Here is a 25961-nt window from a genome sequence, read left to right as displayed (position 1 = left end):
CAAGGATAAGCACGTGAATAACTCTTTTCAACAAGAAGGACAGTATGGATTTTTTAATTTGTCTGCCTATCTCAAGCGATTGATTACTGCATATAATGTGATAACTATATGAATCACGACAAAGGGGGATCGACAATGGCAAAAAAGAAAAAGCCAAAGTTTAAAAGAGGGGATATTGTCGTGATTACTTTGTATGGTACTGTTGGTACCATTACAAATATTCATCGTATTGATCAAGAATATTTATATGAAGTTAATCATAGTGATATTTTATATTTTGAAAATACGTTAATTCACCTTTCTGATTATGAAGGCAAGGTTTATGAAACGGAAATGATTGAAATTGAATATCCATTTCGTATTGGTGATTTAGTTCAAGTAGAAGGTTATGGTCAAGATATATTTAAAGTAGTTGGAATTCATTCGGAGCTTTGGCGATATAAAGAGGATTCATGGGAAGAGGTGACGTATGAACTAGTTCGAGTTCGTGATGGGGAATGGTTAGAAGCTTCTGAAGAAGAATTAAAGAGGTTGATAAACCAGAAAGATACAGAAAAAATTGTTCACAATATTCAATTATTGCAATTCATTGCCGAACAATATCAGTTTTATGATGATCCTGTTGAATTCTTTTCACTGTCTGAAGATAAGTCTAAACAAAATCCTTTTCTCATAAGGAAAACTTCTTTCATTGATTCCTTACTGGATCTTTATAATGATTATAAATGCTTGTATCAATGGTTTGGTGATCATGAGTATAAAGAGATGATGGATTTTGTTCTTCTCCAATTGAAGAAATACACAGAATAATCTTATAAAACCTTCAAAAGCAAGAAAAGAAAATATGGAACACAATAAAACAAAATGAAAGCATATAAAATATCATTTGCTTTTTTTAAAATGAAGCTGAATCGATCATGATTAAAAGATTTTCATCTTTCTGGATCATCGCGACTTCTACTTCATTGATCCTCTGAATTCTTTCCATCCGATTCATACATTACCTCCTCTTGTACTTGCTTTATGATCCATAACTATGAAATCAAAATTAAACATATGCATTTAATGACACATTATTTCCACATGAATATGTTGTTAGAAGAAAATCTGAACGTTTTTTGTTGAAAAGGAACCTTTTTTGAAACAAAAGCACGATTTGAATCGTAATACAGAAGGAAAGCTAAAAGGAGATGATTGCGATGATTAAAAAGGCTATTAAGCATTTATTACATGAAATGTTAAATAGTAGGTATCATAAGAAAACACACAAGCATTATTCAAGCAGTGGCTATATGAAACACTCCTCCCATCTACCAAATAAATACGGGCATCACTTTTATAAAAGAAAGCACCGATCCAGTGGATTTTTTTCTAGCTTTTATTCAAGCTAATGGTGAAATGGCTTCCACTCTTTGAATCGAAATTTAAACCGGGAACATTAATCGGTAATTATCAAATCATACGTCCACTTGGAATCGGTAGCTATGGCATTACATATTTAGCGGACTCAAAACGGATTTGTAAAAAAGTTGTCATCAAGCAGTTAAGAAAACATAAAAGGAAAATCAAAAAGGGTATTGATTCTTTTCAAAAAGAAAAGGAAATCTTATCTTCTCTTTCACATCCATCGATTCCTCGATTTATTGAAGAAAAGAAAATAGGCAAACATCATGTTCTCATTTTAGAATATAAAAAAGGTAGAACTGTGGAAGAGGAAATCTTTGAAAGAGGTACAAAATATTCAGAAAAGGAAGCATTTATCTACTTATTCAAAGTATTAGAGATTGTGAAGTATTTACATGAACATCATATCGTTCATAGAGATTTAAGACTCCCAAATATTTTAATCGATGAACATCAAGTAAACATCATCGATTTCGGCTTAGCACGATTTACTTATGATGTGGAAGAATATAGATCCTCCTATTTATTGGAAAAACGTTTAATGCGTGAAATCCACTTTCGAAGTGATTTTTATGCACTTGGACATTTCGTTTTATTTTTGCTTTATTCGACATTTATTCCAATATCTGTAAAAGAAAAAAGTTGGGAGGAAGAGCTGGACATTTCTTCCAATGCAAAGTATATTATTCGTAGATTGCTAATGTTAGCTCAACCTTATGATGAAATCGATGAACTAATTGAAGATGTTAAAAAATTACTTTAGGGGGAATGGCATATGTCATTTTTTAACAAAATGTTTGCAAGTATCGGTATTGGGGCTGCGAAAGTAGATACGAAATTAACTACCGAACAATTACAACCTGGTGAACTAGTTGAAGGTGTTATCGAAGTATACGGTGGTAATGTTGATCAGAAAATTGATGAAATATATTTAACCGTCTTTTCAACGTATATAAAAGAGGAAGATGATCAAAAATATACAAAAAAAGTAGAAATTGCGAAAATCAAAATAAATGAACCTTTTATCATATCAGCGAATGAAGAAAAAGTTATCCCTTTTTCGTTTACCCTCCCGTTAGACACGCCGATTACGAAAGGCGCTTCAAAAGTTTGGATTCATACAGGATTAGATATTAAAGGAGCCATTGATCCACAAGATACAGATTACGTTGATGTCATTCCAAATGATTTAATGGCAGCTGTTTTAAATACCTTAAAACAATTAGGATTTAAACTTCGTCAAGTTGAAAATGAAGCGGCATCATTTCGAACGAGAAGACGTTTGCCGTTTGTCCAGGAGTTTGAGTTTTATCCAATTACCGGAATGTTCATGGGAAAGCTTGATGAACTTGAAGTTATCTTTTTCCAACATCGTAAAAATGAAATAGAATTAATGTTGGAAATAGATCGTCGAGCAAGAGGTCTTTCAGGTTTATTAGCTGAAGCATTAGATTTAGACGAGTCTCTCATTACGGTTACCATCACAGAACAAGATCGCGAGAAGATGACGGAAAAATTAGCCGCAACGATTCAACAGTTTTGTTGAAATTAGCCATTTGCGGCTAATTTTTTTATGGTAAGTAAGGATCATTTAACAATAAAGAAGTATAATCAAAATAGCCGTGAAGTTTATTTGAAGTGAATGAAAGGGTATTGACATCGACATCGATCAGTGTGCAACAAGTTAGGAGGAAGAGTTTGAGAAAGAAAAATCGATCCTTATTCCTACTCTTACTTTTTTTATTCATGATTCTTACTCAATATCGATTTTTTCAGTCGATTGATGAGAATATCGTATTAGCTGTTGAAAAGCTACGCGAAGAAAGATTTGACTTCTTCATGCATAATATGACAAAAATTGGATCTTTTTACATCACATTCTTTTTGACGGTCATTTTCTTTATCTTCTTTGTGATGAAAGGAAAAAAACGAGAAGGATTCTTTTTATTCATCAATTTTTTGGGTGTACGATTTCTAAATCAATGTTTAAAACAGTTATTTTTACGGGAACGCCCCAATTTTCATCCATTGATTGAAGTCGGGGAGTATAGCTTTCCAAGTGGTCATACGATGAACTCAACCGCAATTTATGGACTGATCGCTTATTTCTTCGTCCAACATCAATATGCGAATAAAAAGTGGGTTATATTTCTTTTTAGTGTTTTGATTTTCCTTATCGGCTTCAGCCGTGTCTATTTAGGGGTTCACTATGTATCAGATGTATTGGCAGGTTTTTTAGCAGGAAGCTTTTGGATTTTATTCATTATTACGATTTTAGTGAAGGTTCGACAAAAATAGTAAAATGTTGATAAAGGAAATCCCGGTTAAACCGCTAATACTTACTAAAAAGGAGCCGGGAGGGATCAGATGGTATCCGCATTATTGAAATTAAAAAGTAAGGCAACTGAATTTGATGTAACAATTTTTCAAACTCCTCATTTTGGAGAGACGAAAGGATATAAACCTGTCTACCGATATATCGTTTCGGCCAAAAATCATGCAGATGCTTTAAACAAAACTTTTCGAACATTTAATATACCAGATACAATCCCAAATGATTATGAAGCAAGATATATCGGGACAGGTGATATCGTATTAATAGATGAAGGAAAGAAAGGTCAATCGTATTATCAGCTACAGCCAGGGGGCTGGAAAAAAGTTCATCGTATACATGTTCGTTAAATCATATGAAAAACGCTAGTCGTTTCAACAAGCAACTAGCGTTAGATTCTTTCTCCAAGGAACATGTTATAAATGATATCCTGGGCCGTTTTTTCTTTTTGTCGCTAAAATTTCTTTTTCATGTACTTCATGTTCTGCTTCCATTACATCTTTTGAAATATGATTATTTTTTTTTGGCTGGTTAATGCGGTTTCGATGTTTTTTACCCATAAGTCACCTTTCCTTTTGTTTAAATATTTAACTTCTATTTATACAATGTGTCAATCGCACATTTATATGTAAGAAAAATTATGTTAAGATTGTTCGTGCTAGACTATTTATCCACTGACTTGAGGAGGAAACAGGATGAGTGTCCATATTGGTGCAAAAAAAGGAGAAATTGCAGAAACGATATTATTGCCAGGCGACCCACTACGGGCAAAATATATTGCCGAACATTTTTTAGAAAATGCAACATGCTACAATGAAGTTCGAGGTATGCTAGGTTTTACTGGAACGTATAAGGGAAAAAAAGTTTCTGTTCAAGGGACAGGAATGGGTGTCCCGTCCATATCCATATATGTTAATGAATTGATAAGAGAATATGATGTACAAAAGTTAATTCGCGTTGGTTCATGTGGAGCCATTCAAAAAGATGTAAAGGTCCGTGATGTCATTTTGGCGATGTCTGCTTCCACAGATTCACAAATGAACCGACAAACGTTTGGTGGTGTAGATTATGCTCCAACTGCTAATTTTGATCTTCTAAAACAGGCATATGATGTAGCATTAAAACGTGGAATTGATGTGAAAGTCGGAAACGTCTTTACTGCTGACATGTTTTATAATGACAATGCGGAATTGGAAAAATGGGCTCAATATGGAATATTAGCTATTGAAATGGAAACAGCTGCGCTTTATACATTAGCCGCAAAGTTCGGACGAAAAGCATTGTCAGTCTTAACAGTTAGCGACCATGTAATAACAGGGGAAGAAACAACAGCCCATGAGCGGCAAACTACCTTTAATGACATGATCAAAATTGCACTTGAAGCTGCATTGAAAGAATAAAGTGAACAAGGACATGGTAAAAAACTCCATGTCCTTGTTTCATTACCGTAAAAGTGAGAGAGCTAATTGCGATCGGAACATATCTAGATGAAGCAAGTAATGCTTTTTGGTCATACTAAATGACAGTCAATCATGATACAATAAAGCTTGTGCAAAAATAAATGAGGTGTGACTTCAACATGAATAAATGGATCATAACGTTTGTAATCATCTTGTTCATCCTTTCCGGATGCCAGCAAGGAATTGAAAAAAAGAATGTTCATGAGCAAGAACAAACGAGTAAAAATGATATTGAAAAAACAGCGAATGAATCGCAGCAAGTGACAGAGCAAATGGATCCAAACTTTCTTCTCGAAGCCCAATATTTTAATGAAATCAAAATGGTTAATGGGGAAGCGATCATTCAAAACCCTGACAATGTTTTAGTTTTAGTGAACAAAGAATTTACGTTACCTTCAGACTATATCCCGAATGATTTAACGATTCCAAATGTACCGTTTTCATTCGGGGATTTAGATTTGCCGAAACGTTATATGAGAAAAGAAGCAGCAAAAGCATTAGAACAATTGTTTGCTGCCGCTAGTAAAAATGGCATTCATTTATATGGCGTTTCCGCTTACCGTCCGTATGAACATCAACAATCGTTATTTAGTCAGGAAGTATCAACAAAAGGAAAAGAAGAAGCTGCACTGGCTGTTGCTAAAGCGGGTCATAGTGAACACCAAACAGGTCTTTCGATTGATGTAACGAGTGAAAGTGTACAATTTCAAATTACAGAAAAATTTGGAGAAACTATTGAAGGTAAATGGCTGGCTGAACATGCTCATGAATTTGGTTATATTATTCGTTATCCAAAAGGGAAGGAACAAATTACAAAGTATCAATATGAACCTTGGCACATTCGCTATGTCGGTAAAAAGGCTGCGAAAGTCATTTACGAAAATCAGCTAACCTTGGAAGAATATTTTGAAAAAGTGAAGAAAATATAAAAATCTTCCATGTTGATGGAAGATTTTTTGTATATTCTGCGTTTACCAGAAAAATAGGCCAGCTAAAGCAATACCAACAATGAATCCTAATGCGAGGGCAAATGGAGCTCCCCAATATCCTCCATAATATCCACCGTAAAATCCGCCATAATAACCAAAACCAACTGGATTCCGGCGAATGAATGGCTGAATAAATACTTTATGGCGATTAACATTCACAATTCTTCCCACATGTATACGTCCAAAACGATCATGAATGCGGACAACCTTGCCACGATATTGACAGCATAAACGGTAAATTTGATCTGACATCCTTATTCCCCCTAAAAAGGTTTTCACCAATAAACTATGTCCTAAAGGACGGGATTGCTTGTACGGATGTCTACTTCTTACAAATAAAAATACGGTATCCTAATTTGTTTAAATATTTTTTTGTAAGTGTTTCATGCTGCTGTAATAGGTCGAATACATTTAGATCAATCGAAGAAGATAAATCAAATTCAGTAGTCGGTTCGAATTCAAGATCGATATCCATTTCACCGATGATTTCCTGCACATGGAAACGATATTTTTCCAACAATTGAGTCCATTCATATTCATTTAAAAATTGCTGAAAACCATAAAAATCTTGCAGCTCTATTTGTTCTTGTTCAGTTAGTGAAGTTGTGACAACCATTTCAATCGCTGCAAAGACACCATTCTTTTTTAACACGTAATGGATATTAGGAAGAGATAAAGCTGTGGGAGTAAAGGCTAATACGGATTCCGACAGCACCGTGTCAAATGAATGTTCGGAAAAGGGGAGTTGACATAGATTTGCTTGAATAAAAGGTGGGTGTTCTCCAATTTTGAATCGTTTTTTTGCTCGTTCAATCATTTTCGCATCTTGATCCACACCGATAACGGAATAGCCTAAATGATATAAAAACTCCACTGTTTGTCCTGTACCGCAGCCAGCATCTAATATATGTGCTGACACGTCAAGGTTTATCCGATCAATGAGTTCTTTTGTTAATAAGAATCCACCTGGATGTGCTCCACCAATACCAAGACTTGATAACATTTTTAAATAAGGTGATGACATCGTGTCGTTCCTTTCAAACTTTTTAATACGATATGCTGTAATTGGAAAATGGTGAACATAATCAAAAGAACTTCGTGTACATTACAAGATCATACATTAAAATAATTTTAAAAACGGATTGGTTATTATGTAATGAAAAAATAGGCTCTTTTCTAAAAGATGGTTGCTTTACTACAGCTTTTCGACTGTCATTCACAGTCGAATCCAACAAAGTTTACGAAAAGAGCCAAAAAAAAAGAAGAACCAACTAGTAGAGGGTGAGCCAACTAACGCTATTGTTTGTAGACGAATAGGTTGGAGTATTTGAGAAAATGAGTTTTTTTTATTGACGATACTGTACATTGTCAGACATAATGTAATCATGTTAATGAAGGTGGTGTTAGTTTGTACATAAAAAAAAGAAATCTAATATTAGGAATCATCCTTATTCCTTTATTTAGCGTAGGGATTTCCTATTTGTTTTTTCAGTCCCAAAAAGGATCTATGAATCAACAAGGTTTTGACAAGCTTGTGGAAGCATATGAAATTCTCGAAAAAAATTACGTAGAAGACATTGATCAAAAAGTGTTAATTGAAGGGGCTATTAAAGGGATGGTTGAATCACTTGGAGATCCTTATACAACGTATATGGATGTTGAAGAATCGAAAGGATTTCATGAATCGATTTCCTCCAGCTTCGAAGGAATCGGCGCTGAGGTAACAGAAAAAAATGGGAAAATTACGGTTGTTTCTCCGATTAAAGGCTCTCCAGCAGAAAAATCAGGTTTAAAACCTGAAGATCAAATTATTGAAGTAGATGGACAAAACATTGAAGGAATGTCCGTTCATGAAGCGATCATGTTAATTCGGGGAGAAAAAGGGACAAAAGTGGAATTAAAAATTGAAAGAAAAGGGATCGGCGTGATCAATTTGACGATTACTCGTGATACGATTCCGATTCAAACAGTTTATACAGATGTAACGGATGACAAAATAGGCAAAATTCAAATTACTAGATTTTCTGAAAAGACCGGTCAAGAATTGGCCGAAGCATTAATGGATTTTGAAAAACAACAAGTGAAAGGGATCATCATTGATTTAAGACAAAATCCAGGAGGATTAATGGATCAAGCGATTGCGATGACAGATATGTTTTTAAATAAAGGAGATACGATTTTACAAGTTGAACAGAAGGATGGAACGGTTGAAACGTTTAAAGCGGAAAATCCATCAGTTGTAAAAGTACCGGTCGTTGTAATGACAGATAACGGTACGGCAAGTGCAGCGGAAATAATGGCTGCTGCTTTACATGAATCAGCGAATATTCCAATTGTAGGTGAAAAAACATTTGGGAAAGGAACGGTACAAAATGCACAAGATTTTCCTGATGGTTCTTCCATTAAATATACGATCGCTAAATGGCTGACTCCATCAGGGAATTGGATTCATGAAAAAGGATTAAAACCTCAATTTGAAGTATCCTTACCGGAATATGCAAACATTTCTTATTTAGATCCTAACATAACGTTAAAAGAAGGAGATTCGTCTCCTGAAGTCAAAACAGCTGAAGAAATGTTAAAGGCAATCGGTTATCAAGTAAAAGTTGATGGTTTTTTTGATCATGCTGAAGAAAAGGTTGTTCAATCATTCCAGGCGGAGCAAAAATTAACCGAAACAGGACAAATTGAAGGAGAAACGACAACTAAATTAATGGAGCTAGTCAGAAATAAAATATTGGAAAATGATACACAGATGAAAAAAGCGATCGATGTGTTAAAAGAGGAGCTTGCATCATGAAAAAACTCTTTGCATACGCAAAGAGTTTTTTCATGTATGACATATAGGATTTTCGTTAAAGATATTGATTCCAACCGATAGCTGTCAACGAATGAATGAGTTATAACCATGTCGATAGTTCATCTAAATTTAAGCGATTGCTTTTATGAGCAGGTTTTGCTGCTTTTCCAATTGCAATAAGCATAATCGGAATAAACCGATCAGAAATGTTAAATTCTTTTACAAATTGTTCTTTATTAAAACCACCGATGGCGCATGAATCATAATCTTTTGCTTTTGCCGCTAACATTAATTGCATGGCTGCAAGTGAAGCATTGGAAAAGGCAGAATCGCGAGCGAATTGTTGATCTTGATAAGCACCATCAATTTGGTTTGATAATGTTTGTTTCACTTCTGTTGTCATAAATCCTTGTTGAACTAGCGGATCATATACCGCATCTGTCTTTTTGTTTGCTTGTAAATCACCTAATACAGCAATAACAACAGAACTATTGATAATTTGACTTTGATTATAGGCAATTGGCAATAGACGTTCTTTTGCTTTTTGGCTATGGAATACAACAAAGTGCCAATGTTGTAAGTTCCAAGCCGAAGGAGCTTTTCCAGCTATTTCAAGAATTTCTTTCACTTCTGATTCATCGATGGTCGCATTTGGGTGGAAATGGCGAATGGAAGTTCGATCTTTCATAAGTTGGATAAGATCATTTCCTGCAGATACTGCATTCATGTGTAAAACCTCCTAGTTGTTTTTTTATGGAATCATCCTTTATAATATATAAAAGAAACAGACTCACTTTTTGTAAGTCATATCTCAAATCTATTATTGTTAAGATTGCTTTGATCGTCAAGAAAAAAGCTCTAGGGGTTGATTTGGATATGAATAAGCTTTGTCCAAACATTGAACATGCCTTTTGTTTATTAGGAAAACGATGGAATGGCCTTATTATTCATGTTCTGTTAAGTGGTCCTAAGCGATTTAAAGATCTAACGGATAGTATTCCAGGAATCAGTCAAAAAATGTTAGCCGATCGTTTGAAAGAATTGGAAGAACATAAGATAGTGGAGCGGAAGGTTTATCCTGAGACTCCTGTTAAAATAGAGTATGAACTAACAAATAAAGGAAAAGCTTTAGAAACGGTGATGAATGAAGTTCAAAAGTGGTCAATGAAATATCGATAAAAATTACAATGATGACAAGTTTACTCGAGCGTTTTGTTCATGTTCATGAACAAAAAGTCCATTTTTAGGATAAAAGCCCAAGCCATTTGAACATGTGATGAATACCCTTTTAGTGTAAAAATTTGAGAAAGGGTGTATGTATGTATCCACACGAAGTCCGAAACCCAAGAATCAGACCGTTTTTTCGTCCATATCCATTCGGCTTTCCTTTTTTAGGGGGGTTTTTAGGAGGATTACTTGGAAGTGCTTTCTTTTACCCAAGACCAAGACCTTATTATCCCCCTTATTATTATGGATCTCCATATGGATATTCATATGGATTTCCTTATGGAGGGTTTCCTTACTAACATTGAATATAAAAAACTACCTGTTTTAATAGCAGGTAGTTTTTTACGTTTTTCAATTTGGGTAAATATCGATTTCTGTATATTGATGGTCTTCTCTCTTTAAAAACTTTATTTCCAATTTCCCATCTTTGACATACGCTTTTGTCCCTTTCCTTTTTACTGGAGATGGCAAAAGAATCTTTTTTTGATCTTGTTGATTTGGGTAATGGAGAAGGTAAAGATGATGGTTTGTATGTTGAATTTTAATATTCTTTTTTTGTTCATCTGAAATGGGCAACGTTACATATACAAATTCATTTGTTTCGAAAACATCAGGAGCATGTTCCTTCTTCTTTTTATGTTCATTAGACGAAAAGGTAGGGGATAAAAAGGGAAAATTTGCTGGAAAATTGGCATGAAATACTTCGTTCATCACTTGATTCACGTAGTCTTCAACATCTTTTGCATTCATCTTTTTCATCATGTCATGAAAGTTTTGCGATTGAAAAAATTGATTCCAAGGAAACAATGTGAGTCACATCCTCGATATTGATGTTTCACTGAATGATTCAATGTAATATATGAAAAAACAAGTATAACCGTTCTTTTATTTAAAAGAGAAATAGAGGTGTTAAACATGGCAAATGAAAGACTAGGATCTATATATACAGCATTCGCCTATGTATTATGGGGGATTTTACCCCTTTATTGGAAGCTCATCGATCATGTATGGTCAGAGGAGATTTTAGCGCATCGTATTATTTGGTCATTTATTTTTATGATCATTCTCGTTATGTTTCAGAAACGATCAAAAGAACTTCTTCATCTCCTAACGAATCTTTTAAAAAGTCCTAAACTGTCTGTGTCACTGTTATTGTCCTCTGCTTTTATTAGTGTAAACTGGTTTATTTACATATGGGCTGTCAATCATGATCGCGTTCTTGAAACGAGCTTAGGCTATTATATAAATCCATTGATTAGTGTTTTATTAGGAGTGGTGTTTTTAAAGGAAAAAATGAACCGTGGACAACAAATCGCCTTTATAGTAGCAGGAATTGGCGTTCTAAACTCAACGATTCAATACGGGAAAATTCCATGGATATCACTTCTTCTTGCGATGACATTTGGTTTATACGGATTAACGAAAAAAGTAACGAAGCTTGACTCAACATTTGGTTTAACATTAGAAACACTTGTCGTTTTTCCCGCCGGTATAGTCTACGTAGTTTATTTACACTCATTAGGGGAAAGTGCATTTTTTCAATGGAATTGGTTGACCAATGTGTTATTAATGGGTGGAGGAATCGTGACGGCGATTCCGCTGTTATTATTTGCGATGGGAGCTAGCCGCATTCCTCTATATATGGTTGGGATTTTTCAATATATTGCCCCAACTCTTACCTTCCTTATGGGTGTTTTTCTATTTCATGAACCATTTTCGATGATTGATTTTATTACATTTTCATTTATATGGTGTGGTATAATGATATTTACGATAAGCCAATCAAAGTTTTTGAAAAGATGGCGATTCAATATGGGTAAGTCATATGAAGCAAAATGAATTCTTTCCCTTTCAATTTTAAGTTTTTGGAAATCTAATATACGAGGAGTTAGGAAATGGAATACACAAATGAAATGAAAAATCGTATAAGACGAATTGAAGGACAAGTAAGAGGAATTCTTAAAATGATGGAGGAAGGAAAAGACTGTAAAGAGCTTGTGACTCAAATGTCAGCAGCTCGTAATGCTTTGGACCGTACAATAGGAGTAATTGTCAGTGCTAATTTAGAAAAATGTGTACGGGAACAAATTGAAAAAGGTGAAGATACAAAACACCTTGTGGAAGAAGCTGTGCAATTACTTGTTAAAAGTAGATAAAAAGACGAAAAGGGAGCGATTGGCTCCTTTTTCCGTTTGGAAATGTATTTTCTTTTACAGAAAAAAGGTATTCATAATAAAATAAAGGTAAAGGGGTATGTACGATGGATTATGATCGTTTATTAGCTTCTTACCGTAAGCTATGGTCAAACCGCACACTCCCTCTAGTAAATAATTCCGAAACGACATTGGAAGAAGCAATCAAAAAAGAGCTTTTAGATGAAATGACTCATCCACGCTTAAGACAACGACCAGAAGTTAAATTCGTGAATGCGTTAAAAAGAATTTTTTCATCATCACTTTCAGATCGTGAAAAGCTCGATCTTATTGAACTACATACGAAACTATTTGATCGTGTTTTGAAAAAGGAGGACTCGTAATTGAAAGCCATTGTACGAGAAGAAGTGCAATCACTATTGGATTATTTTGTCAATAAAGAGGTGTATATTCATTTAGAAACGACAACAGGTGCCTACCATGCACATAACAATGAGAAAAGTATGACGGTTGTTGCTTTTATCCGAAATGCTAAAGTCAAATATACACTAGCAAAAATTAAAGGAAAAGGCCCTTATCGAGTTGGGCTAAAATTAGAAGATGGTTGGGTTTATGCAGAAGGTCTAACAGATTTTACGTTTGACGAACAAGATCGTTTATTATTAGCTGGACACGATCATGATGGAAAGTTGGCAATTGCCTTACAAATAAGCAAAACACCATTTTCTTAATAAAGGGGTTAAAAAAATGAAAGAGCATTTACTCGTCATATTACCACATCCTGATGATGAAGCTTTAGGAGTAGCTGGATTGATTTCATTAAAACGAAAACAACAAGTTCCTGTTACATATGCCTGTGCAACATTAGGAGAAATGGGGCGCAGTATGGGGAAACCGGTTATGGCTAATCGTGAAACATTGCGTGACATACGGAAAAAAGAGCTATTAGAAGTTGCGAAAATATTAGACATAACGGATCTTCGCATGCTTGGCTATCGAGATAAAACACTTGAGTTTGAAGATGATGAGAAATTGGCGAATCATTTTCTTGAGATTATCGAGGAAGTTCAACCAACCCATATTGTTACCTTCTATCCAGGGTTTGCCGTACATCCTGACCATGATGCATGTGGAGCAGCAGTGATTCGTGCTGTTAAACGAATTGAAAAGGAAAAACGTCCTATAGTTTATTGTATTGCCTTTTCAAATGACCGTTTTGAACATATTGGCTATCCAGACGTCTTAATCGATATTCGGGAAGTGGCTGATCTAAAGCTGAAAGCCATTAAAGCTCACCAATCACAAACGTTCTGGATGGTGGAAAATATCGAACAAAACGAAAGACTTAAACAATTGCTTAACCAAGAAGTATTTTGGACATATAAATGGGATGATTAATGGATAAGAGCGAGCTATATAATAAGCTCGCTCTTTGTAATTCGTGACAAAAGTTTATTGGATGTAGTGTAAGTCAAGCTAAGTCTCCCTTTTCAACAAACCTTTTTTGTACAATTCGCAATCTAACCGTTAAACCAATCGCACCAGCAGCTAATCCAGAAATTAAGCCAATCCAATAGCCGAAAGCATGAAAGTAGGTGTAATTCGCAAGCAAATATCCAAACGGCAATCCAATAACCCAATAAGAAATGAGTGAAATGATAAAAGCGGCATTGACGTCTTTATAGCCGCGTAAAATTCCTTGAATAGGTGCTTGAATAGCATCGAAGATTTGAAAAAAGATTGCATACATTAAAAACTGTTGAGTTAGCGTTAACACCGTCATTTCATCTGTATACAAACTGGCAATAGGTTGTTTATAAAAATATATAACGGCGGCTGATAATAACGATAGACATACGGCCAATGTAATACCGATAACACTATATTGCTTCGCATCTTTTGAACGTTTCGCCCCGATTTCATAACCGACGACAATTGTTAAAGCCATGGAAATGCTTAGTGGCAACATATATAACAAAGAAGCGAAATTTAAAGCTGCTTGGTGAGAAGCGATCGTCACGGTATCGTAATCACTCATTAATAGTGTAACAGCTGCAAAAATACTCGTTTCAAAAAAAATGGATAGCCCAATTGGAACTCCTATTTTTAAAATTCCTTTCCATTTTGCAAGAGAAACACGGTAAAATCGATGAAAAATTTGATAATGAGAAAAAGGTGGCTGCTTTATAATGATCACGACAGACAAAAGAAAAATAAACCAATATGTAATGGCAGAAGCAATCCCAGCACCAATCCCCCCTAATTTTGGAAATCCAAAAGAACCGAAAATAAATAAGTAATTAAATAAGATATTAATTGGCAATGACGCAACGATGATCAACATCGTTACACGCGTTTGCCCTAATGAATCTATAAAACTGCGAAATACTGAACTAGCAAATAAGGGAACAATCCCAAATGATAGTGCGACTAAATATTCTTTCGCAATGTGACGTACTTTATCGGTTAAACTCATGAATTGTAGGATAGTATCAAGCGAAGCGATGCCAATGAAAATGACAACGATCGAAATAAAAATGGATAAATATAATCCTTGAATAATGGAAAAAGGGACCATATCTTGTTTTTTCGCCCCAATGAGTTGTGCTGCTATAGGAGTAATCGCAAGCAATATTCCGCTTAACCCCGTATACACTGGTACCCATAAGCTTGATCCGATAGCGACGCCAGCTAAATCATCTGCTCCCACCCGTCCAGACATCGCCGTATCAAAAAAATTCATTGCATATAAACTCATTTGTGAAAGAAAAATAGGAACAAAAATGATGAGCAAATGTTTCAGCTTATCTTGAAGAGGGGTTATTTTATCCATATTTTTGACCTCGATTCAAATCTACTGTTTTATGAAAAAAATTATAAATGATAGGGAGAACGTTGACAAATATTGCTTGATCATAAATTTTTTCTAAAATACCTTCACCTTAATAAGGATGTACCATAAAAATGAAAATTATAAAAAACTAGGCAGTATTGTGTTAAATTTTTTCACAGCGCTTCCGATAATAAAAGAGAGTACAATATTTTTTCATATTTCTTTTAAATTCATCAATAAATGACAGAGTTTTTCGTCCATCACCATCAAACTTCGACCGATTTCTTATACTACAAAAGGTAAAATATGATAAATGATGAGTTTTATAGTGTTTAAGGACATTTTTAGTAAAATAGTCCTAAATAATAGGTTCAATAGGAGGTAACTTGTCGGATGAAATGGAAAATAATCGGTTTAACGACATCGGCTGTATTTGGCTCGACCATGTTTAGTAATCTTGCTTCTGCTGAAAGTATGAAAGTACAATCTGGTGATACGTTATGGTCAATTTCACAAAAATATAATATTTCGATTTCAGCCATTAAAGAAGCCAATCGTCTGACAAGCGATATCATTCATGTAGGACAAGTACTACAAATTCCTACTAAAGCTATGTCCACTACGAATGAATCAATAACAACAAATTCCGCGAAGCCTACGGAAATGAAACCGAGTACATATACGGTTGTTAGAGGGGATTCTTTATGGAAAATTGCGAAGAAATTTCAAATGACGGTAACAGAGTTAAAAGCGGTCAATCAATTAGAAAGCGATGTTATTTATCCGGGTCAAATCTTAAAAATCTCAAAAATAGAAAATCAGTCTACAGAAAAAAACTCGACTCCATCTGATCGTTCAAAAGCTTCCAGTAGCCAACAAACTAGTACATATACAGTCAAAACGGGCGACTCTTTATGGAAAATTGCTAATGCATACAATACGACTGTAACGCAATTAAAAGCCTTAAATCAATTATCGTCAGATGTTATTTATCCTGGACAAATACTCAAAGTTTCCGGACAAGCTAGCAAAGCATCTACTCAGCCAACGCAAACGACGGCAAACCAATCCAATTCAACTGTAATCAACGGAAAAGTGCTTGTTATGATACAAGAAGCGAAAAAGCTAATCGGTACACCTTATAAATGGGGGGGCAATACTCCAGCAGGGTTTGATTGCAGTGGCTTTATTTACTATGTTATGAATAAAGTAACATCAATTTCTAGATTAAGTACAGCTGGATATTGGGAAATGATGAAAACAGTTAATGATCCTGCTGTCGGTGATTTTGTCTTTTTTGAAACATATAAGCCTGGACCGTCTCATTTAGGAATTTATTTAGGGAATGGAGCGTTTATACATGCAGGATCAGGCGGTGTCACAATATCCGATTTAAGCAGTTCTTATTGGAAAGAACGTTATTTAGGAGCAAAACGATATTTTGAATAAACTCGTCTCAATCACTTTTTGGAACGACAACTATTGGCTAGTTGTCGCTTTATTTTTTTACATAAGTTTTTGTTGAAATGTTTGATGATTAGTATTATTAAATAATAAATTTTGATAGATGAGGGGACATTATGGATCCCCTTTTTTCATAAATGAAAATGATATAAAAATCTAAATATTAAAAATTTTATAAAAGTAATTTCTTTTTTCTGATAATGTTTATTTTTAAACAATTTTTATTGGTGTAATAGAGTAAATAGTGTTAAAATATCACTTGGAAGCGTTTTATACGATCATGATTCATAACGGCTAGTTTGTTATGGATGACATGGTATAGAAGGCTTTTAACCGTAACTTTTCAGAATTCATTCATGATTCTAATGATTAAGAGATCATTGGGGGTTTTCGCGAGATGGAAGAAAATTCAGCTAATCGTCATTATCCATGGCAAAATTTTCACGGTCCAAATTTAGGTTATGTCATGGAACTTTATGAACAGTACTTACAAGATCCAAATTCCGTTGATGATGACATTCGGAACATGTTTGCTGCTTGGGGAGCTCCTGAAACGGTTGAGCAAGTGGAAGTGAATGGAAGTTCCAAGACTACTCAAGCACTCCAAATGTCCGTCAGCATTTCTAAATTGCAAAAAGTAGCAAAAGCTGTCAAATTTGCTGAAGACATCCGTACATACGGACATTTAAATGCATCTATTTACCCGATGGGAATTAAACATGGAGACACAAATGTACTTGACCCGTCTAGATACGGTTTAACGGTCGAAGATTTAAAAGAAATTCCAGCAAGCATTTTATGTAAGGACGCACCTAGTAATGTTCAAAATGGCGTTGATGCAATTAATTATTTGAAAGACATATATACAAAATCGATTGCCTTTGAATTTCAACATGTCCATAATCTTGAAGAAAAACAATGGCTTAATGAAATGGTTGAATCAGGAAAAATCTTCCGTGATTTATCCATTGAAAAACGAATTGCTATTTTAAAACGGTTATCTGAAGTTGAAGGCTTTGAAAATTTTTTACATCGGACGTTTGTTGGCCAAAAGCGTTTTTCCATAGAAGGGCTGGATATGTTAGTGCCAATGCTCGATGAGCTTATATCTGAAGCTGTTCAAAATGGAACGACAAATATTAACATCGGTATGGCACACCGCGGCCGTTTAAGTGTACTTGCCCATGTATTAGGGAAACCATATGAATTAATTTTTTCTGAGTTTCAACATGCACCGAACAAAGAGCTTGTACCATCTGAAGGATCCATTGGAATTAACTACGGCTGGAGTGGAGATGTTAAATATCATTTAGGAGCCGATAAGCAAATAAAAGACGATAATATTGTTCGCGCCCGCTTAACACTAGCGAATAACCCAAGTCATCTTGAATTTATTGACCCTATTGTGGAAGGTTATACACGAGCTGCTCAAGATGATCGAACAAAAGGCGGATATCCAGAGCAAGATGTTCAAAAGTCGATGGCAGTTTTAATTCATGGTGACGCTGCTTTTCCTGGTGAAGGTGTTGTGGCAGAAACCTTGAACTTAAGCCAATTAACTGGCTATAAAACAGGCGGAACGATTCACATTATCGCCAATAACATGATCGGTTTTACGACGGAAAGCCGAGATTCAAGATCGACCAAGTATGCTAGCGATTTAGCGAAAGGATTCGAGATCCCAATCGTTCACGTAAATGCAGATGATCCTGAAGCATGCTTAGCCGCTATATACATTGCTCATTTATACCGTCAGAGATTTAATAAAGACTTCTTAATAGATTTAATCGGATATCGACGCTACGGCCATAACGAAATGGATGAGCCTGTTGCGACCAATCCGTTATTGTATGAAAAAATTCAAAATCATGACACGATTCGGGCATTGTATGCCGAACGATTGGTTCGTGAAGGAATTGTTTCAAATGATGAGGTAGAAAAATTCCAGCAAGATGTAGCCGATAAGCTGCAGGAAGCGTTCAAAAAAGTTCCAGAGCGGAAAGATGAAGTTGGAGATATACAAGTTCCAGAAAAGGTTATTTGTGGTTTGCCGAAGGTAGACACAAGTGTTCCGATCGAAGTATTAAACACAATTAATCAAGAGCTTATTGCGTGGCCAGAAGGCTTTAATCCTTTCAAAAAATTACAGCGAATATTAGAGCGTCGCGCTAAAGTATTTTCGGATGAAGGAAAGGTTGATTGGTCGCTAGCGGAAGCTTTTGCATTTGCATCTATATTAAAAGACGGCACACCTATCCGTATTACTGGCCAAGATTCAGAACGTGGAACGTTTGCACATCGCCATCTCGTTTTACATGATGTGAAAACAGGAGAAACGTATTCTCCGCTTCATCGCATGTCGAATGTAAAGGCTTCCTTTGCGATCCACAACAGCCCATTATCTGAAGTGTCTGTTTTAGGATTTGAATATGGGTATAATGTATATGCACCAGAAACATTAGTTCTTTGGGAAGCACAATTTGGCGATTTCGCAAATGTCGCACAAGTGATGTTTGACCAATTTATATCAGCTGGACGAGCTAAATGGGGACAAAAATCTGGATTAGTGATGCTTCTTCCACACGGCTTTGAAGGGCAAGGTCCTGAGCATTCTAGCGGACGTCTCGAACGCTACTTGCAGTTAGCAGCTGAAAATAACTGGACGGTTGCCAATGTTACAACAGCAGCCCAATATTTCCATATTTTACGTAGACAAGCTGCGGTCTTAATGAGAGAAGAAGTTCGTCCTCTTATTATTATGACACCGAAAAGCTTATTACGTAATCCACATACAGTATCGGATGTGCATGAGCTCGTTTCTGGAGAATTTAAACCGATCATTGAACAAGAAGGACTTGGTTCTAATCCAGATGCAGTAAAAAGAATTCTTTTATGTACAGGAAAAGTAGCCATTGATTTGGCCGACCGAGTGGCGAAGCAAAAATCTCTAGATTGGCTTCATATTGTTCGCATCGAAGAGATTTATCCATTTCCGAAAAAGCATCTTGAGCAATTGTTCCAACGATTCCAAAATCTTGAGGAAATTGTTTGGGTACAAGAGGAACCAATGAATATGGGGTCTTGGACTTTTATGGATCCTCAGCTTCGCAGCATCGCACCTGAAGGAGTCGATGTAAAATATATTGGTCGTCTTCGTCGCTCTAGCCCTGCGGAAGGAGATCCAAACGTTCATAAAAAAGAACAAAATCGTATCGTTACCGAAGCGCTAACACGGAAATAAACAAGGGGGAATTGATCATGGCTGAAATTAAAGTTCCAGAACTTGCTGAGTCGATTTTAGAAGGTACGATTTCCGGTTGGTTAAAGAAACCAGGGGATAAAATTGAAAAAGGTGAATACATTTTAGAACTTGAAACGGACAAAGTAAATGTTGAAATTACTGCAGAGCATAGTGGCGTATTAAAAGAAATCCTTAAAAATGAAGGAGATACAGTAGAAGTAGGAGAAGTTATTGGAATTATTGATGAAAGTGGAGAAGGTGTAGAACAAGCATCTGAAAACCCGGTTCAAGAAGGGAAAAAAGAAGAAGCTGTCAAGGAAGAGATCACAGAAGAGGAAGAAAACGGCGACAATAATCATCGTCCAATTGCTTCACCTGCGGCTCGTAAACTTGCTCGTGAAAAAGGGATTGATTTAAATGCGGTCCCTACACGTGATCCATTAGGAAGAGTTCGTAAACAAGATATTGAAGCATATGAAGCTCCAAAATCAGAGCCGAAAGTACAAGAGGTTCAAGTTCCAAAGCAGCAGCAAAATGTAGCGTCAGTGGAAGACTCAAATCGAGTGGAAAGAATTCGGATGACACGCCGTCGTCAAACGATTGCGAAACGCCTTGTTGAAGTACAGCATACAGCTGCAATGCTAACAACCTTCAATGAAGTTGACATGACAGCCGTCATGAACATTCGGAAACGTCGCAAAGAACAATTTTTTGAACAACACGATGTACGACTTGGATTTATGTCCTTCTTTACAAAGGCAGTAGTAGCAGCTTTGAAAAAATTCCCGTTATTAAATGCAGAAATCCAAGGCGATGAAATTGTATTGAAAAAATATTATGATATCGGAGTTGCAGTTTCTACAGATGAAGGGCTTGTTGTTCCAGTTGTTCGCGATGCCGATCGATTAACATTTGCACAAATCGAACGTGAAATTGCTGAATTAGCAAAAAAAGCGCGAAGCAATAAATTGACTTTAAAAGAATTACAAGGTGGTACGTTTACGATTACGAATGGCGGAATTTTTGGATCCTTACTTTCGACCCCAATTTTAAATGGACCACAAGTCGGTATTTTAGGGATGCATAAAATTCAGCTGCGTCCAGTAGCTATTGATGAAGAACGCATCGAAAATCGCCCAATGATGTACATTGCTTTATCTTACGACCATCGTATTATTGATGGGAAAGAAGCAGTAAGCTTCTTAGCAACGATCAAAGAACTTCTTGAAGATCCAGAACAATTATTGTTAGAAGGATAACAAGCTTGATTATACGGCTGATTGATGTCCACCATCAATCAGCCGTATTTATTCGCTTTTTTGATGATGATTAACAGACGAGATCGAATCGTGTATAATCGATTGTACATACATTCTAAAGAAGGAGTGCAGGTATATGATTCATTTGACATGGAAAGAGAAGCCAACGATTAAAAAAGTGAAATGTGTACATACGAATGCGCAAAAATATATGGTCAACAATGTGCTGACAGTTGGGAAAACTTATGAAGTGAAAAATGAAACAGAAGAATTTTATTTTGTGATCGATAATACCGGCCAAGTAGGCGGGTTTTATAAAGATTATTTTCAAGAATAACTTGGAAGATAAGGCTGTTAGTGAAGCTAACAGCCAAATATTTTAAAGTTTAATCAGCAGGGAACGACAGTAAGAGGTGAGTTGATTGAATCAAGTGGAACAGTGGTCTTCAAAATTGGCATTTATATTAGCTGCAGCAGGTTCAGCAATCGGACTAGGCGCTATTTGGAAATTCCCTTATGTTGCTGGTACAAGCGGGGGAGGAATCTTTTTTATCATTTTTATTTTATTTACTTTATTAGTGGGCCTTCCGCTATTATTAGCTGAATTTATCATTGGCAGACATACGCATAAAGATGCGATTGGAGCTTATCGTCAGCTTGCTCCAAATTCTTTTTGGCCATGGATTGGCAAACTTGGTATCATAACTTGTTTTATTCTTTTATCGTTTTATAGTGTAGTAGGCGGCTGGATTATTATATATCTTTTTAAAGCCTTGACGGGTGAACTACATGGGCTTTCGGAAGAACAGTACGGTGTATTATTTGGTGAAACGATATCCAATCCGTATTTGTCTATAATTGCTCAATTCATCTTTTTATCCATTGTCATATTTGTCATCGCTAAAGGGGTGCAAAATGGAATTGAATGGGCAAGTAAATGGATGATGCCATTATTATTTATCATTTTTTTAATATTAATTATTCGTTCCTTAACACTTGAAGGAGCGATGGAAGGAATTATCTTTTTTTTAAAACCTGACTTTACAAACGTAACATCAGAAACGGTCCTTTTTGCAATGGGACAATCTTTTTTTGCACTAAGTGTTGGAGTTTCCGTCATGGTGACGTATAGTTCTTATTTATCAAAGCAAGAAAATTTACCTCAATCGGCTTTTTCAATCGTTTTCTTAAATTTATTAGTCGCATTTTTAGCTGGATTAGCCATTTTTCCAGCTGTATTTGCGTTTCATTTAAAACCAAATGCCGGACCGGTCTTATTGTTTCATGTATTGCCAACCGTATTTGATCAAATTCCTTTTGGAACGATATTCTTATCAGCATTTTTACTATTATTCTTATTTGCAACACTTACATCCGCTTTCTCGATGTTAGAAATTATTGTTGCACCTTTGTCAAAAGGTAATGAGCATAAGAGAAAAAAATATTCGATATTGATGGGATTGGCCATTTTCATTGTTGGGATTCCATCTGCCTTATCTTTTGGCGTATTATCCGATTTTCAGCTGTTTGACAAAAGTATTTTTGACGCTGCAGATTTTTTAGTTAGCAATATATTAATGCCGTTAGGAGCATTGTTAATTGCGACTTTTGTACCGTTAAAAATTCCAAAAAATGTGCTGTGGGAGGAGCTCTGTTCAGGATCGAATCTAAGTCGCCGTTTATTTCTCTTATGGTTTACACTCATTCGTTATGTAGCACCTGTAGCAATTATCATCGTCTTTTTAGATGCTTTAGGTATTTTAAAAATATTTCAATAAAGTAATTAGGAAAGCCGCTTTTTTGTGAAGCGGCTTTAATACTAGTTTTTTGGGGTTGGATTTTTAAGTTTTTGACATTCGAGCTTTTTTTAAGCACTTGAAAAATATTTGTATGACGGTACGATATTAAAAAGGCTGCCATTTCACTTTTTGAGCTTCATGAAATCGTCTTTCAACTTCTCTCCAATTGATAATTTTCCACCAGTTTTCGATATATTTACCTCGGTCATTTTCATATTGTAAATAATAAGCATGCTCCCATACATCAAGGACGAGTAAAGGGATAACATCCCATTGGCTTAAATTTTGATGCTTTTCTGCCTGTAAAATTTCTAACCGATGTGAGCGAGGCGACCAAACTAAGATGGCCCAGCCAACTCCTTCTACTGCTTTGGCTGCTTCAGAAAAATGCTTTTTCATCATGTCAAAGCTTCCAAAAGATTTTTCGATCATTGCTTTTAATGGGCCTTTTGGTTTGCCGCCGCCATTTGGACTCATGATGGACCAAAAAATGGTATGCAAATAATGCCCCGCACCATGAAAAGCTGCTTCTCGCTCCCAATGTTTAATTAGTGAATAATCCCCTGTTTTTCTCGCTTTGGCCATTTCGATTTCTGCTTTATTTAATCCATCAACATAACTTTGATGGTGTTTTAAATGATGGAGCTTCATAATTTTTTCGGAAATATAAGGTTCAAGTGCATCATAGGCGTATGGCAGAGGAGGAAGACGGTGCTGACCGATCGGCACATAAGAATGGTGGTAAAATAAACGAAAAGAATCATATAGATTCATAGCTCTTTCATACAATATTTCGTCTTTCTCAAATGTTTGTTCATGTAGTTGTCGCTCGAATTGTTGCAATTTTTCTTCAATGAATATTCTTTGTTCAGCAGGAATGGAAGAACGTATCTCTTTCCAATGCTCTTTTAAATGATGAGCCCAATTTTTCACATTCTCGAAATAGTTTTGTTGCATAGGCACTCCTCCTAATGAACATTCTATTTTACATTATGAAAGTTGAAGGGAATGGTTCACCATTGTATAAAAATAAGTGAGGACTTAATCGAAATCACGAAACGGAGAAAGAAGGTGCAAAACCGAGAGATTGAGGCGCGAAACCGAGAGATTGAGGCGCGAAACCGAGAGATTGAGATGCAAAACCGAGAGATTAGGGCGCGAAACCGAGAGATTAGGGCGCGAAACCGAGAGATTAGGGCGCGAAACCGAGAGATTAGGGCGCGAAACCGAGAGATTAAGATGCGAAACCGAGAGATTAGGGCGCGAAACCGAGAGATTAGGGCGCGAAACCGAGAGATTAGGACGCGAAACCGAGAGATTGAGATGCAAAACCGAGAGATTAAGGCGCCGAACTAATATAAAAGTTTGGTAATGTATCAAAAAAATGCTGAATTACATAAAAACGTGAGATTCGTAAACACAAATAGGCCCTCACCGATCGTGAGGACCAATTATGTTTCGAATGTTATGTCAAGCTAATCCAAACACTTTTCACTTCTGTATAGTTATCAAGGGCATATGATCCCATTTCCCGTCCGATGCCGGATTGTTTATAGCCTCCGAATGGAGAGGCTGCATCAAATACATTGTAGCAGTTTACCCAAACAGTACCAGCTTTTAAATTGTTCGCAATATAGTGTGCTTTTGCGACATCTCTCGTCCACACACCAGCTGCTAATCCGTAAATACTATTATTGGCGCGTTCAATGACGTCATCTAAATCATCATACGGCATGGCCGCAATGACTGGACCAAAAATTTCCTCTTGGGCAATCGTCATTTTATCATCGACACTCGCGAAAATAGTTGGTGAAACGAAATATCCCTCTTCCGTTGGTTTGCCACCACCGGCTAACACTTCAGCGCCTTCTTCGATACCCTTTTCGATATAATTTAATACGCGGCTTTGTTGTTCTTCACTGACAAGCGGGCCCATTTCCGTATCAGGGTTTAATCCAAAGCCTTGACGTATATTTTTAGCATGAGATGCCATATCACTCACTACGTTGTCATAATGCTTCTTTTGAATGTATACACGTGAACCAGCACAGCAGACTTGACCTTGGTTAAACATAACGCCATTTAATGCACCTGGGATCGCTTTCGATAAATCAGCATCAGGTAATATGATATTAGGCGATTTACCACCTAATTCTAATGTCACCCGCTTAAGTGTATTGGACGAATTTTTCATAATTAACTTTCCGACTTCTGTAGAACCAGTAAATGCAACTTTATCAATATTAGGGTGATTCACAATCGCTTGACCTGCTGTTTCCCCGAATCCAGGAACAATGTTGATAACACCAGGTGGGAATCCAGCTTCTTCAATGAGTTCAGCTAGATATAAGGCAGATAACGGAGTTTGTTCTGCAGGTTTTAAAACAACCGTACATCCAGTAGCTAGAGCTGCACCAAGCTTCCACATCGCCATTAATAATGGAAAATTCCAAGGAATAATCTGTCCTACAACGCCAACAGGCTCATGACGAGTATAATTAAAGTAATTTCCATTTACTGGTATTGTTTGACCGACTATTTTCGTCGCCCAACCAGCATAATAGCGCATATGCTCAATAGCTAAAGGGACATCAGCTTTGCTCGTTTCCCGAATTGGCTTCCCATTATCCAATGTTTCAAGCTGGGCTAATTCTTCTTGATGTTCCTCCATTAAATCGGCTAACTTATACATAAGGCGGCTTCTTGTCGCTGGGGTCATTTTTGACCATGGACCTTTTTCAAAAGCTTCCCTTGCCGCACGGACAGCCCGATCAATATCTTCTTTATCCGCTTCGTATACAGTTGCCAATGTTTCTCCAGTGGCAGGGTTAGGTGTATCAAACGTTTTTCCGGATGCACTTTCAACAAATTGACCGTTAATGTAAAGCTTTTTCTTTCCCTTTAAAAACTCCGCTACCTTTTCTTTAGTGCCCATCATTAATTGACTCATAAATCACCCTCCCAAAATGTTTTCATTGACGGAACATCTAAGATGAAGAA

The 25961-nt window shown here is 36.1% G+C and carries 28 protein-coding genes; 20 read left to right on the top strand and 8 right to left on the bottom strand.

Translation table 11 applies throughout. The annotated features are described in order from the left end of the window. The first annotated feature begins 135 nt into the window (after positions 1-135). From J2S06_RS09195 to J2S06_RS09175, 5 genes are all read left to right on the top strand, one after another. Positions 136-810, top strand: a complete 675-nt coding sequence (locus J2S06_RS09195) for a hypothetical protein (RefSeq protein WP_419152095.1) — start codon at positions 136-138, stop codon at positions 808-810. Positions 811-1390: 580 nt separating this feature from the next. After that, entirely contained in the window at positions 1391-2167 is a 777-nt protein-coding gene (locus tag J2S06_RS09190) for a serine/threonine protein kinase (protein WP_419152094.1), read from the top strand. Positions 2168-2179: 12 nt separating this feature from the next. Then, complete coding sequence (locus J2S06_RS09185; RefSeq protein ID WP_419152093.1) at positions 2180-2950, top strand: sporulation protein; 771 nt, start codon at positions 2180-2182, stop codon at positions 2948-2950. Between the two features lie 152 nt (positions 2951-3102). Continuing rightward, positions 3103-3702, top strand: coding sequence for a phosphatase PAP2 family protein (locus J2S06_RS09180; protein WP_419152092.1), 600 nt, complete (start codon positions 3103-3105; stop codon positions 3700-3702). Positions 3703-3771: 69 nt separating this feature from the next. Beyond that, positions 3772-4086, top strand: coding sequence for a hypothetical protein (locus tag J2S06_RS09175; RefSeq protein ID WP_044896284.1), 315 nt, complete (start codon positions 3772-3774; stop codon positions 4084-4086). A gap of 66 nt (positions 4087-4152) precedes the next feature. Here the strand turns inward: J2S06_RS09175 and J2S06_RS09170 are convergent, their stop codons facing one another. Beyond that, the gene (locus J2S06_RS09170; protein ID WP_419152091.1) at positions 4153-4296 is read right to left on the bottom strand and encodes a hypothetical protein; all 144 of its coding nucleotides are present in this window, start codon (positions 4294-4296) and stop codon (positions 4153-4155) included. Between the two features lie 135 nt (positions 4297-4431). On the opposite strand from J2S06_RS09170, the gene deoD reads away from it, so the two are divergent. Together deoD and J2S06_RS09160 are read left to right on the top strand one after the other, a co-directional pair. Beyond that, positions 4432-5136: a purine-nucleoside phosphorylase gene (gene deoD / locus J2S06_RS09165; RefSeq protein ID WP_419152090.1), complete on the top strand. Its 705-nt coding sequence runs from the start codon at positions 4432-4434 to the stop codon at positions 5134-5136. Between the two features lie 179 nt (positions 5137-5315). Then, a complete protein-coding gene (locus J2S06_RS09160; RefSeq protein WP_419152089.1) occupies positions 5316-6125 on the top strand; it encodes a M15 family metallopeptidase in 810 nt (269 codons plus the stop codon). Positions 6126-6167: 42 nt separating this feature from the next. Here J2S06_RS09160 and J2S06_RS09155 read toward each other — a convergent pair whose 3' ends face one another. Continuing rightward, complete coding sequence (locus J2S06_RS09155) at positions 6168-6437, bottom strand: hypothetical protein (protein ID WP_419152088.1); 270 nt, start codon at positions 6435-6437, stop codon at positions 6168-6170. Between the two features lie 70 nt (positions 6438-6507). Then, entirely contained in the window at positions 6508-7209 is a 702-nt protein-coding gene (locus J2S06_RS09150; RefSeq protein ID WP_419152087.1) for a class I SAM-dependent methyltransferase, read from the bottom strand. Positions 7210-7599: 390 nt separating this feature from the next. On the opposite strand from J2S06_RS09150, the gene J2S06_RS09145 reads away from it, so the two are divergent. Further along, the gene (locus J2S06_RS09145) at positions 7600-8985 is read left to right on the top strand and encodes a S41 family peptidase (RefSeq protein WP_419152109.1); all 1386 of its coding nucleotides are present in this window, start codon (positions 7600-7602) and stop codon (positions 8983-8985) included. 100 nt (positions 8986-9085) lie between these two features. Here the strand turns inward: J2S06_RS09145 and J2S06_RS09140 are convergent, their stop codons facing one another. Next, positions 9086-9712 (bottom strand): nitroreductase family protein, encoded by a 627-nt coding sequence (locus J2S06_RS09140; protein ID WP_419152086.1) that lies wholly within the window; start codon positions 9710-9712, stop codon positions 9086-9088. A 149-nt stretch (positions 9713-9861) separates the two neighbouring features. Here J2S06_RS09140 and J2S06_RS09135 point away from each other — a divergent pair, with 149 nt between their 5' ends. Further along, positions 9862-10164, top strand: coding sequence for a winged helix-turn-helix transcriptional regulator (locus J2S06_RS09135; RefSeq protein WP_044896278.1), 303 nt, complete (start codon positions 9862-9864; stop codon positions 10162-10164). Between the two features lie 399 nt (positions 10165-10563). Here the strand turns inward: J2S06_RS09135 and J2S06_RS09130 are convergent, their stop codons facing one another. After that, positions 10564-11019, bottom strand: a complete 456-nt coding sequence (locus J2S06_RS09130; protein WP_419152085.1) for an Hsp20/alpha crystallin family protein — start codon at positions 11017-11019, stop codon at positions 10564-10566. A 108-nt stretch (positions 11020-11127) separates the two neighbouring features. Here J2S06_RS09130 and rarD point away from each other — a divergent pair, with 108 nt between their 5' ends. The 5 genes from rarD (at position 11128) to bshB2 (ending at position 13763) form a co-directional block, all read left to right on the top strand. Further along, positions 11128-12051, top strand: coding sequence for an EamA family transporter RarD (rarD, locus tag J2S06_RS09125; RefSeq protein WP_044896275.1), 924 nt, complete (start codon positions 11128-11130; stop codon positions 12049-12051). A 56-nt stretch (positions 12052-12107) separates the two neighbouring features. Further along, a complete protein-coding gene (locus tag J2S06_RS09120) occupies positions 12108-12368 on the top strand; it encodes a metal-sensitive transcriptional regulator (RefSeq protein WP_044896274.1) in 261 nt (86 codons plus the stop codon). 104 nt (positions 12369-12472) lie between these two features. Then, positions 12473-12748, top strand: coding sequence for a hypothetical protein (locus tag J2S06_RS09115; protein ID WP_419152084.1), 276 nt, complete (start codon positions 12473-12475; stop codon positions 12746-12748). After that, on the top strand, positions 12749-13096 hold the full coding sequence (locus J2S06_RS09110) for a YojF family protein (RefSeq protein WP_044896272.1): 348 nt from the start codon (positions 12749-12751) through the stop codon (positions 13094-13096). It begins immediately after the preceding gene. Positions 13097-13112: 16 nt separating this feature from the next. Then, a complete protein-coding gene (gene bshB2, locus J2S06_RS09105; protein WP_044896271.1) occupies positions 13113-13763 on the top strand; it encodes a bacillithiol biosynthesis deacetylase BshB2 in 651 nt (216 codons plus the stop codon). 73 nt (positions 13764-13836) lie between these two features. On the opposite strand, the gene J2S06_RS09100 is transcribed toward bshB2, so the two are convergent. Next, positions 13837-15198 (bottom strand): MATE family efflux transporter, encoded by a 1362-nt coding sequence (locus J2S06_RS09100; RefSeq protein WP_044896270.1) that lies wholly within the window; start codon positions 15196-15198, stop codon positions 13837-13839. A 393-nt stretch (positions 15199-15591) separates the two neighbouring features. Between J2S06_RS09100 and J2S06_RS09095 the strand changes: the two genes are divergently transcribed. From J2S06_RS09095 to J2S06_RS09075, 5 genes are all read left to right on the top strand, one after another. Continuing rightward, on the top strand, positions 15592-16647 hold the full coding sequence (locus tag J2S06_RS09095; protein WP_419152083.1) for a C40 family peptidase: 1056 nt from the start codon (positions 15592-15594) through the stop codon (positions 16645-16647). 412 nt (positions 16648-17059) lie between these two features. Continuing rightward, positions 17060-19903 (top strand): 2-oxoglutarate dehydrogenase E1 component, encoded by a 2844-nt coding sequence (sucA, locus tag J2S06_RS09090; RefSeq protein WP_419152082.1) that lies wholly within the window; start codon positions 17060-17062, stop codon positions 19901-19903. A 17-nt stretch (positions 19904-19920) separates the two neighbouring features. Beyond that, positions 19921-21162 (top strand): 2-oxoglutarate dehydrogenase complex dihydrolipoyllysine-residue succinyltransferase, encoded by a 1242-nt coding sequence (gene odhB, locus J2S06_RS09085; RefSeq protein WP_419152081.1) that lies wholly within the window; start codon positions 19921-19923, stop codon positions 21160-21162. A gap of 136 nt (positions 21163-21298) precedes the next feature. Further along, positions 21299-21499 carry a DUF6501 family protein gene (locus J2S06_RS09080; RefSeq protein WP_419152080.1) on the top strand — a complete coding sequence of 67 codons (201 nt, stop codon included), beginning with the start codon at positions 21299-21301 and terminating at the stop codon, positions 21497-21499. 85 nt (positions 21500-21584) lie between these two features. After that, positions 21585-22940, top strand: a complete 1356-nt coding sequence (locus J2S06_RS09075) for a sodium-dependent transporter (protein WP_419152079.1) — start codon at positions 21585-21587, stop codon at positions 22938-22940. A gap of 126 nt (positions 22941-23066) precedes the next feature. Here J2S06_RS09075 and J2S06_RS09070 read toward each other — a convergent pair whose 3' ends face one another. After that, the gene (locus J2S06_RS09070; RefSeq protein ID WP_419152078.1) at positions 23067-23918 is read right to left on the bottom strand and encodes a superoxide dismutase; all 852 of its coding nucleotides are present in this window, start codon (positions 23916-23918) and stop codon (positions 23067-23069) included. A gap of 130 nt (positions 23919-24048) precedes the next feature. Between J2S06_RS09070 and J2S06_RS09065 the strand changes: the two genes are divergently transcribed. Then, on the top strand, positions 24049-24333 hold the full coding sequence (locus tag J2S06_RS09065) for a hypothetical protein (RefSeq protein WP_419152077.1): 285 nt from the start codon (positions 24049-24051) through the stop codon (positions 24331-24333). A gap of 93 nt (positions 24334-24426) precedes the next feature. Here J2S06_RS09065 and J2S06_RS09060 read toward each other — a convergent pair whose 3' ends face one another. Then, entirely contained in the window at positions 24427-25911 is a 1485-nt protein-coding gene (locus J2S06_RS09060; protein WP_044896263.1) for an aldehyde dehydrogenase family protein, read from the bottom strand. Between the last annotated feature and the right edge of the window lie 50 nt (positions 25912-25961).

This window comes from Bacillus alveayuensis (assembly GCA_030812955.1).
GTDB lineage: Bacteria > Bacillota > Bacilli > Bacillales > Aeribacillaceae > Bacillus_CB > Bacillus_CB alveayuensis.
This window is presented reverse-complemented; position numbering and strand designations above follow the sequence as displayed.

Bases quoted from the DNA above. Each gene is read 5' to 3' on its own strand.
- J2S06_RS09195 (WP_419152095.1), top strand. From the start codon at position 136: ATGGCAAAAAAGAAAAAGCCAAAGTTTAAAAGAGGGGATATTGTCGTG.
- J2S06_RS09190 (WP_419152094.1), top strand. From the start codon at position 1,391: ATGGTGAAATGGCTTCCACTCTTTGAATCGAAATTTAAACCGGGAACA.
- J2S06_RS09185 (WP_419152093.1), top strand. From the start codon at position 2,180: ATGTCATTTTTTAACAAAATGTTTGCAAGTATCGGTATTGGGGCTGCG.
- J2S06_RS09175 (WP_044896284.1), top strand. From the start codon at position 3,772: ATGGTATCCGCATTATTGAAATTAAAAAGTAAGGCAACTGAATTTGAT.
- J2S06_RS09170 (WP_419152091.1), bottom strand. From the start codon at position 4,296: ATGGGTAAAAAACATCGAAACCGCATTAACCAGCCAAAAAAAAATAAT.
- deoD (WP_419152090.1), top strand. From the start codon at position 4,432: ATGAGTGTCCATATTGGTGCAAAAAAAGGAGAAATTGCAGAAACGATA.
- J2S06_RS09160 (WP_419152089.1), top strand. From the start codon at position 5,316: ATGAATAAATGGATCATAACGTTTGTAATCATCTTGTTCATCCTTTCC.
- J2S06_RS09155 (WP_419152088.1), bottom strand. From the start codon at position 6,437: ATGTCAGATCAAATTTACCGTTTATGCTGTCAATATCGTGGCAAGGTT.
- J2S06_RS09150 (WP_419152087.1), bottom strand. From the start codon at position 7,209: ATGTCATCACCTTATTTAAAAATGTTATCAAGTCTTGGTATTGGTGGA.
- J2S06_RS09140 (WP_419152086.1), bottom strand. From the start codon at position 9,712: ATGAATGCAGTATCTGCAGGAAATGATCTTATCCAACTTATGAAAGAT.
- J2S06_RS09135 (WP_044896278.1), top strand. From the start codon at position 9,862: ATGAATAAGCTTTGTCCAAACATTGAACATGCCTTTTGTTTATTAGGA.
- rarD (WP_044896275.1), top strand. From the start codon at position 11,128: ATGGCAAATGAAAGACTAGGATCTATATATACAGCATTCGCCTATGTA.
- J2S06_RS09120 (WP_044896274.1), top strand. From the start codon at position 12,108: ATGGAATACACAAATGAAATGAAAAATCGTATAAGACGAATTGAAGGA.
- J2S06_RS09115 (WP_419152084.1), top strand. From the start codon at position 12,473: ATGGATTATGATCGTTTATTAGCTTCTTACCGTAAGCTATGGTCAAAC.
- bshB2 (WP_044896271.1), top strand. From the start codon at position 13,113: ATGAAAGAGCATTTACTCGTCATATTACCACATCCTGATGATGAAGCT.
- J2S06_RS09100 (WP_044896270.1), bottom strand. From the start codon at position 15,198: ATGGATAAAATAACCCCTCTTCAAGATAAGCTGAAACATTTGCTCATC.
- J2S06_RS09095 (WP_419152083.1), top strand. From the start codon at position 15,592: ATGAAATGGAAAATAATCGGTTTAACGACATCGGCTGTATTTGGCTCG.
- sucA (WP_419152082.1), top strand. From the start codon at position 17,060: ATGGAAGAAAATTCAGCTAATCGTCATTATCCATGGCAAAATTTTCAC.
- odhB (WP_419152081.1), top strand. From the start codon at position 19,921: ATGGCTGAAATTAAAGTTCCAGAACTTGCTGAGTCGATTTTAGAAGGT.
- J2S06_RS09080 (WP_419152080.1), top strand. From the start codon at position 21,299: ATGATTCATTTGACATGGAAAGAGAAGCCAACGATTAAAAAAGTGAAA.
- J2S06_RS09070 (WP_419152078.1), bottom strand. From the start codon at position 23,918: ATGCAACAAAACTATTTCGAGAATGTGAAAAATTGGGCTCATCATTTA.
- J2S06_RS09060 (WP_044896263.1), bottom strand. From the start codon at position 25,911: ATGAGTCAATTAATGATGGGCACTAAAGAAAAGGTAGCGGAGTTTTTA.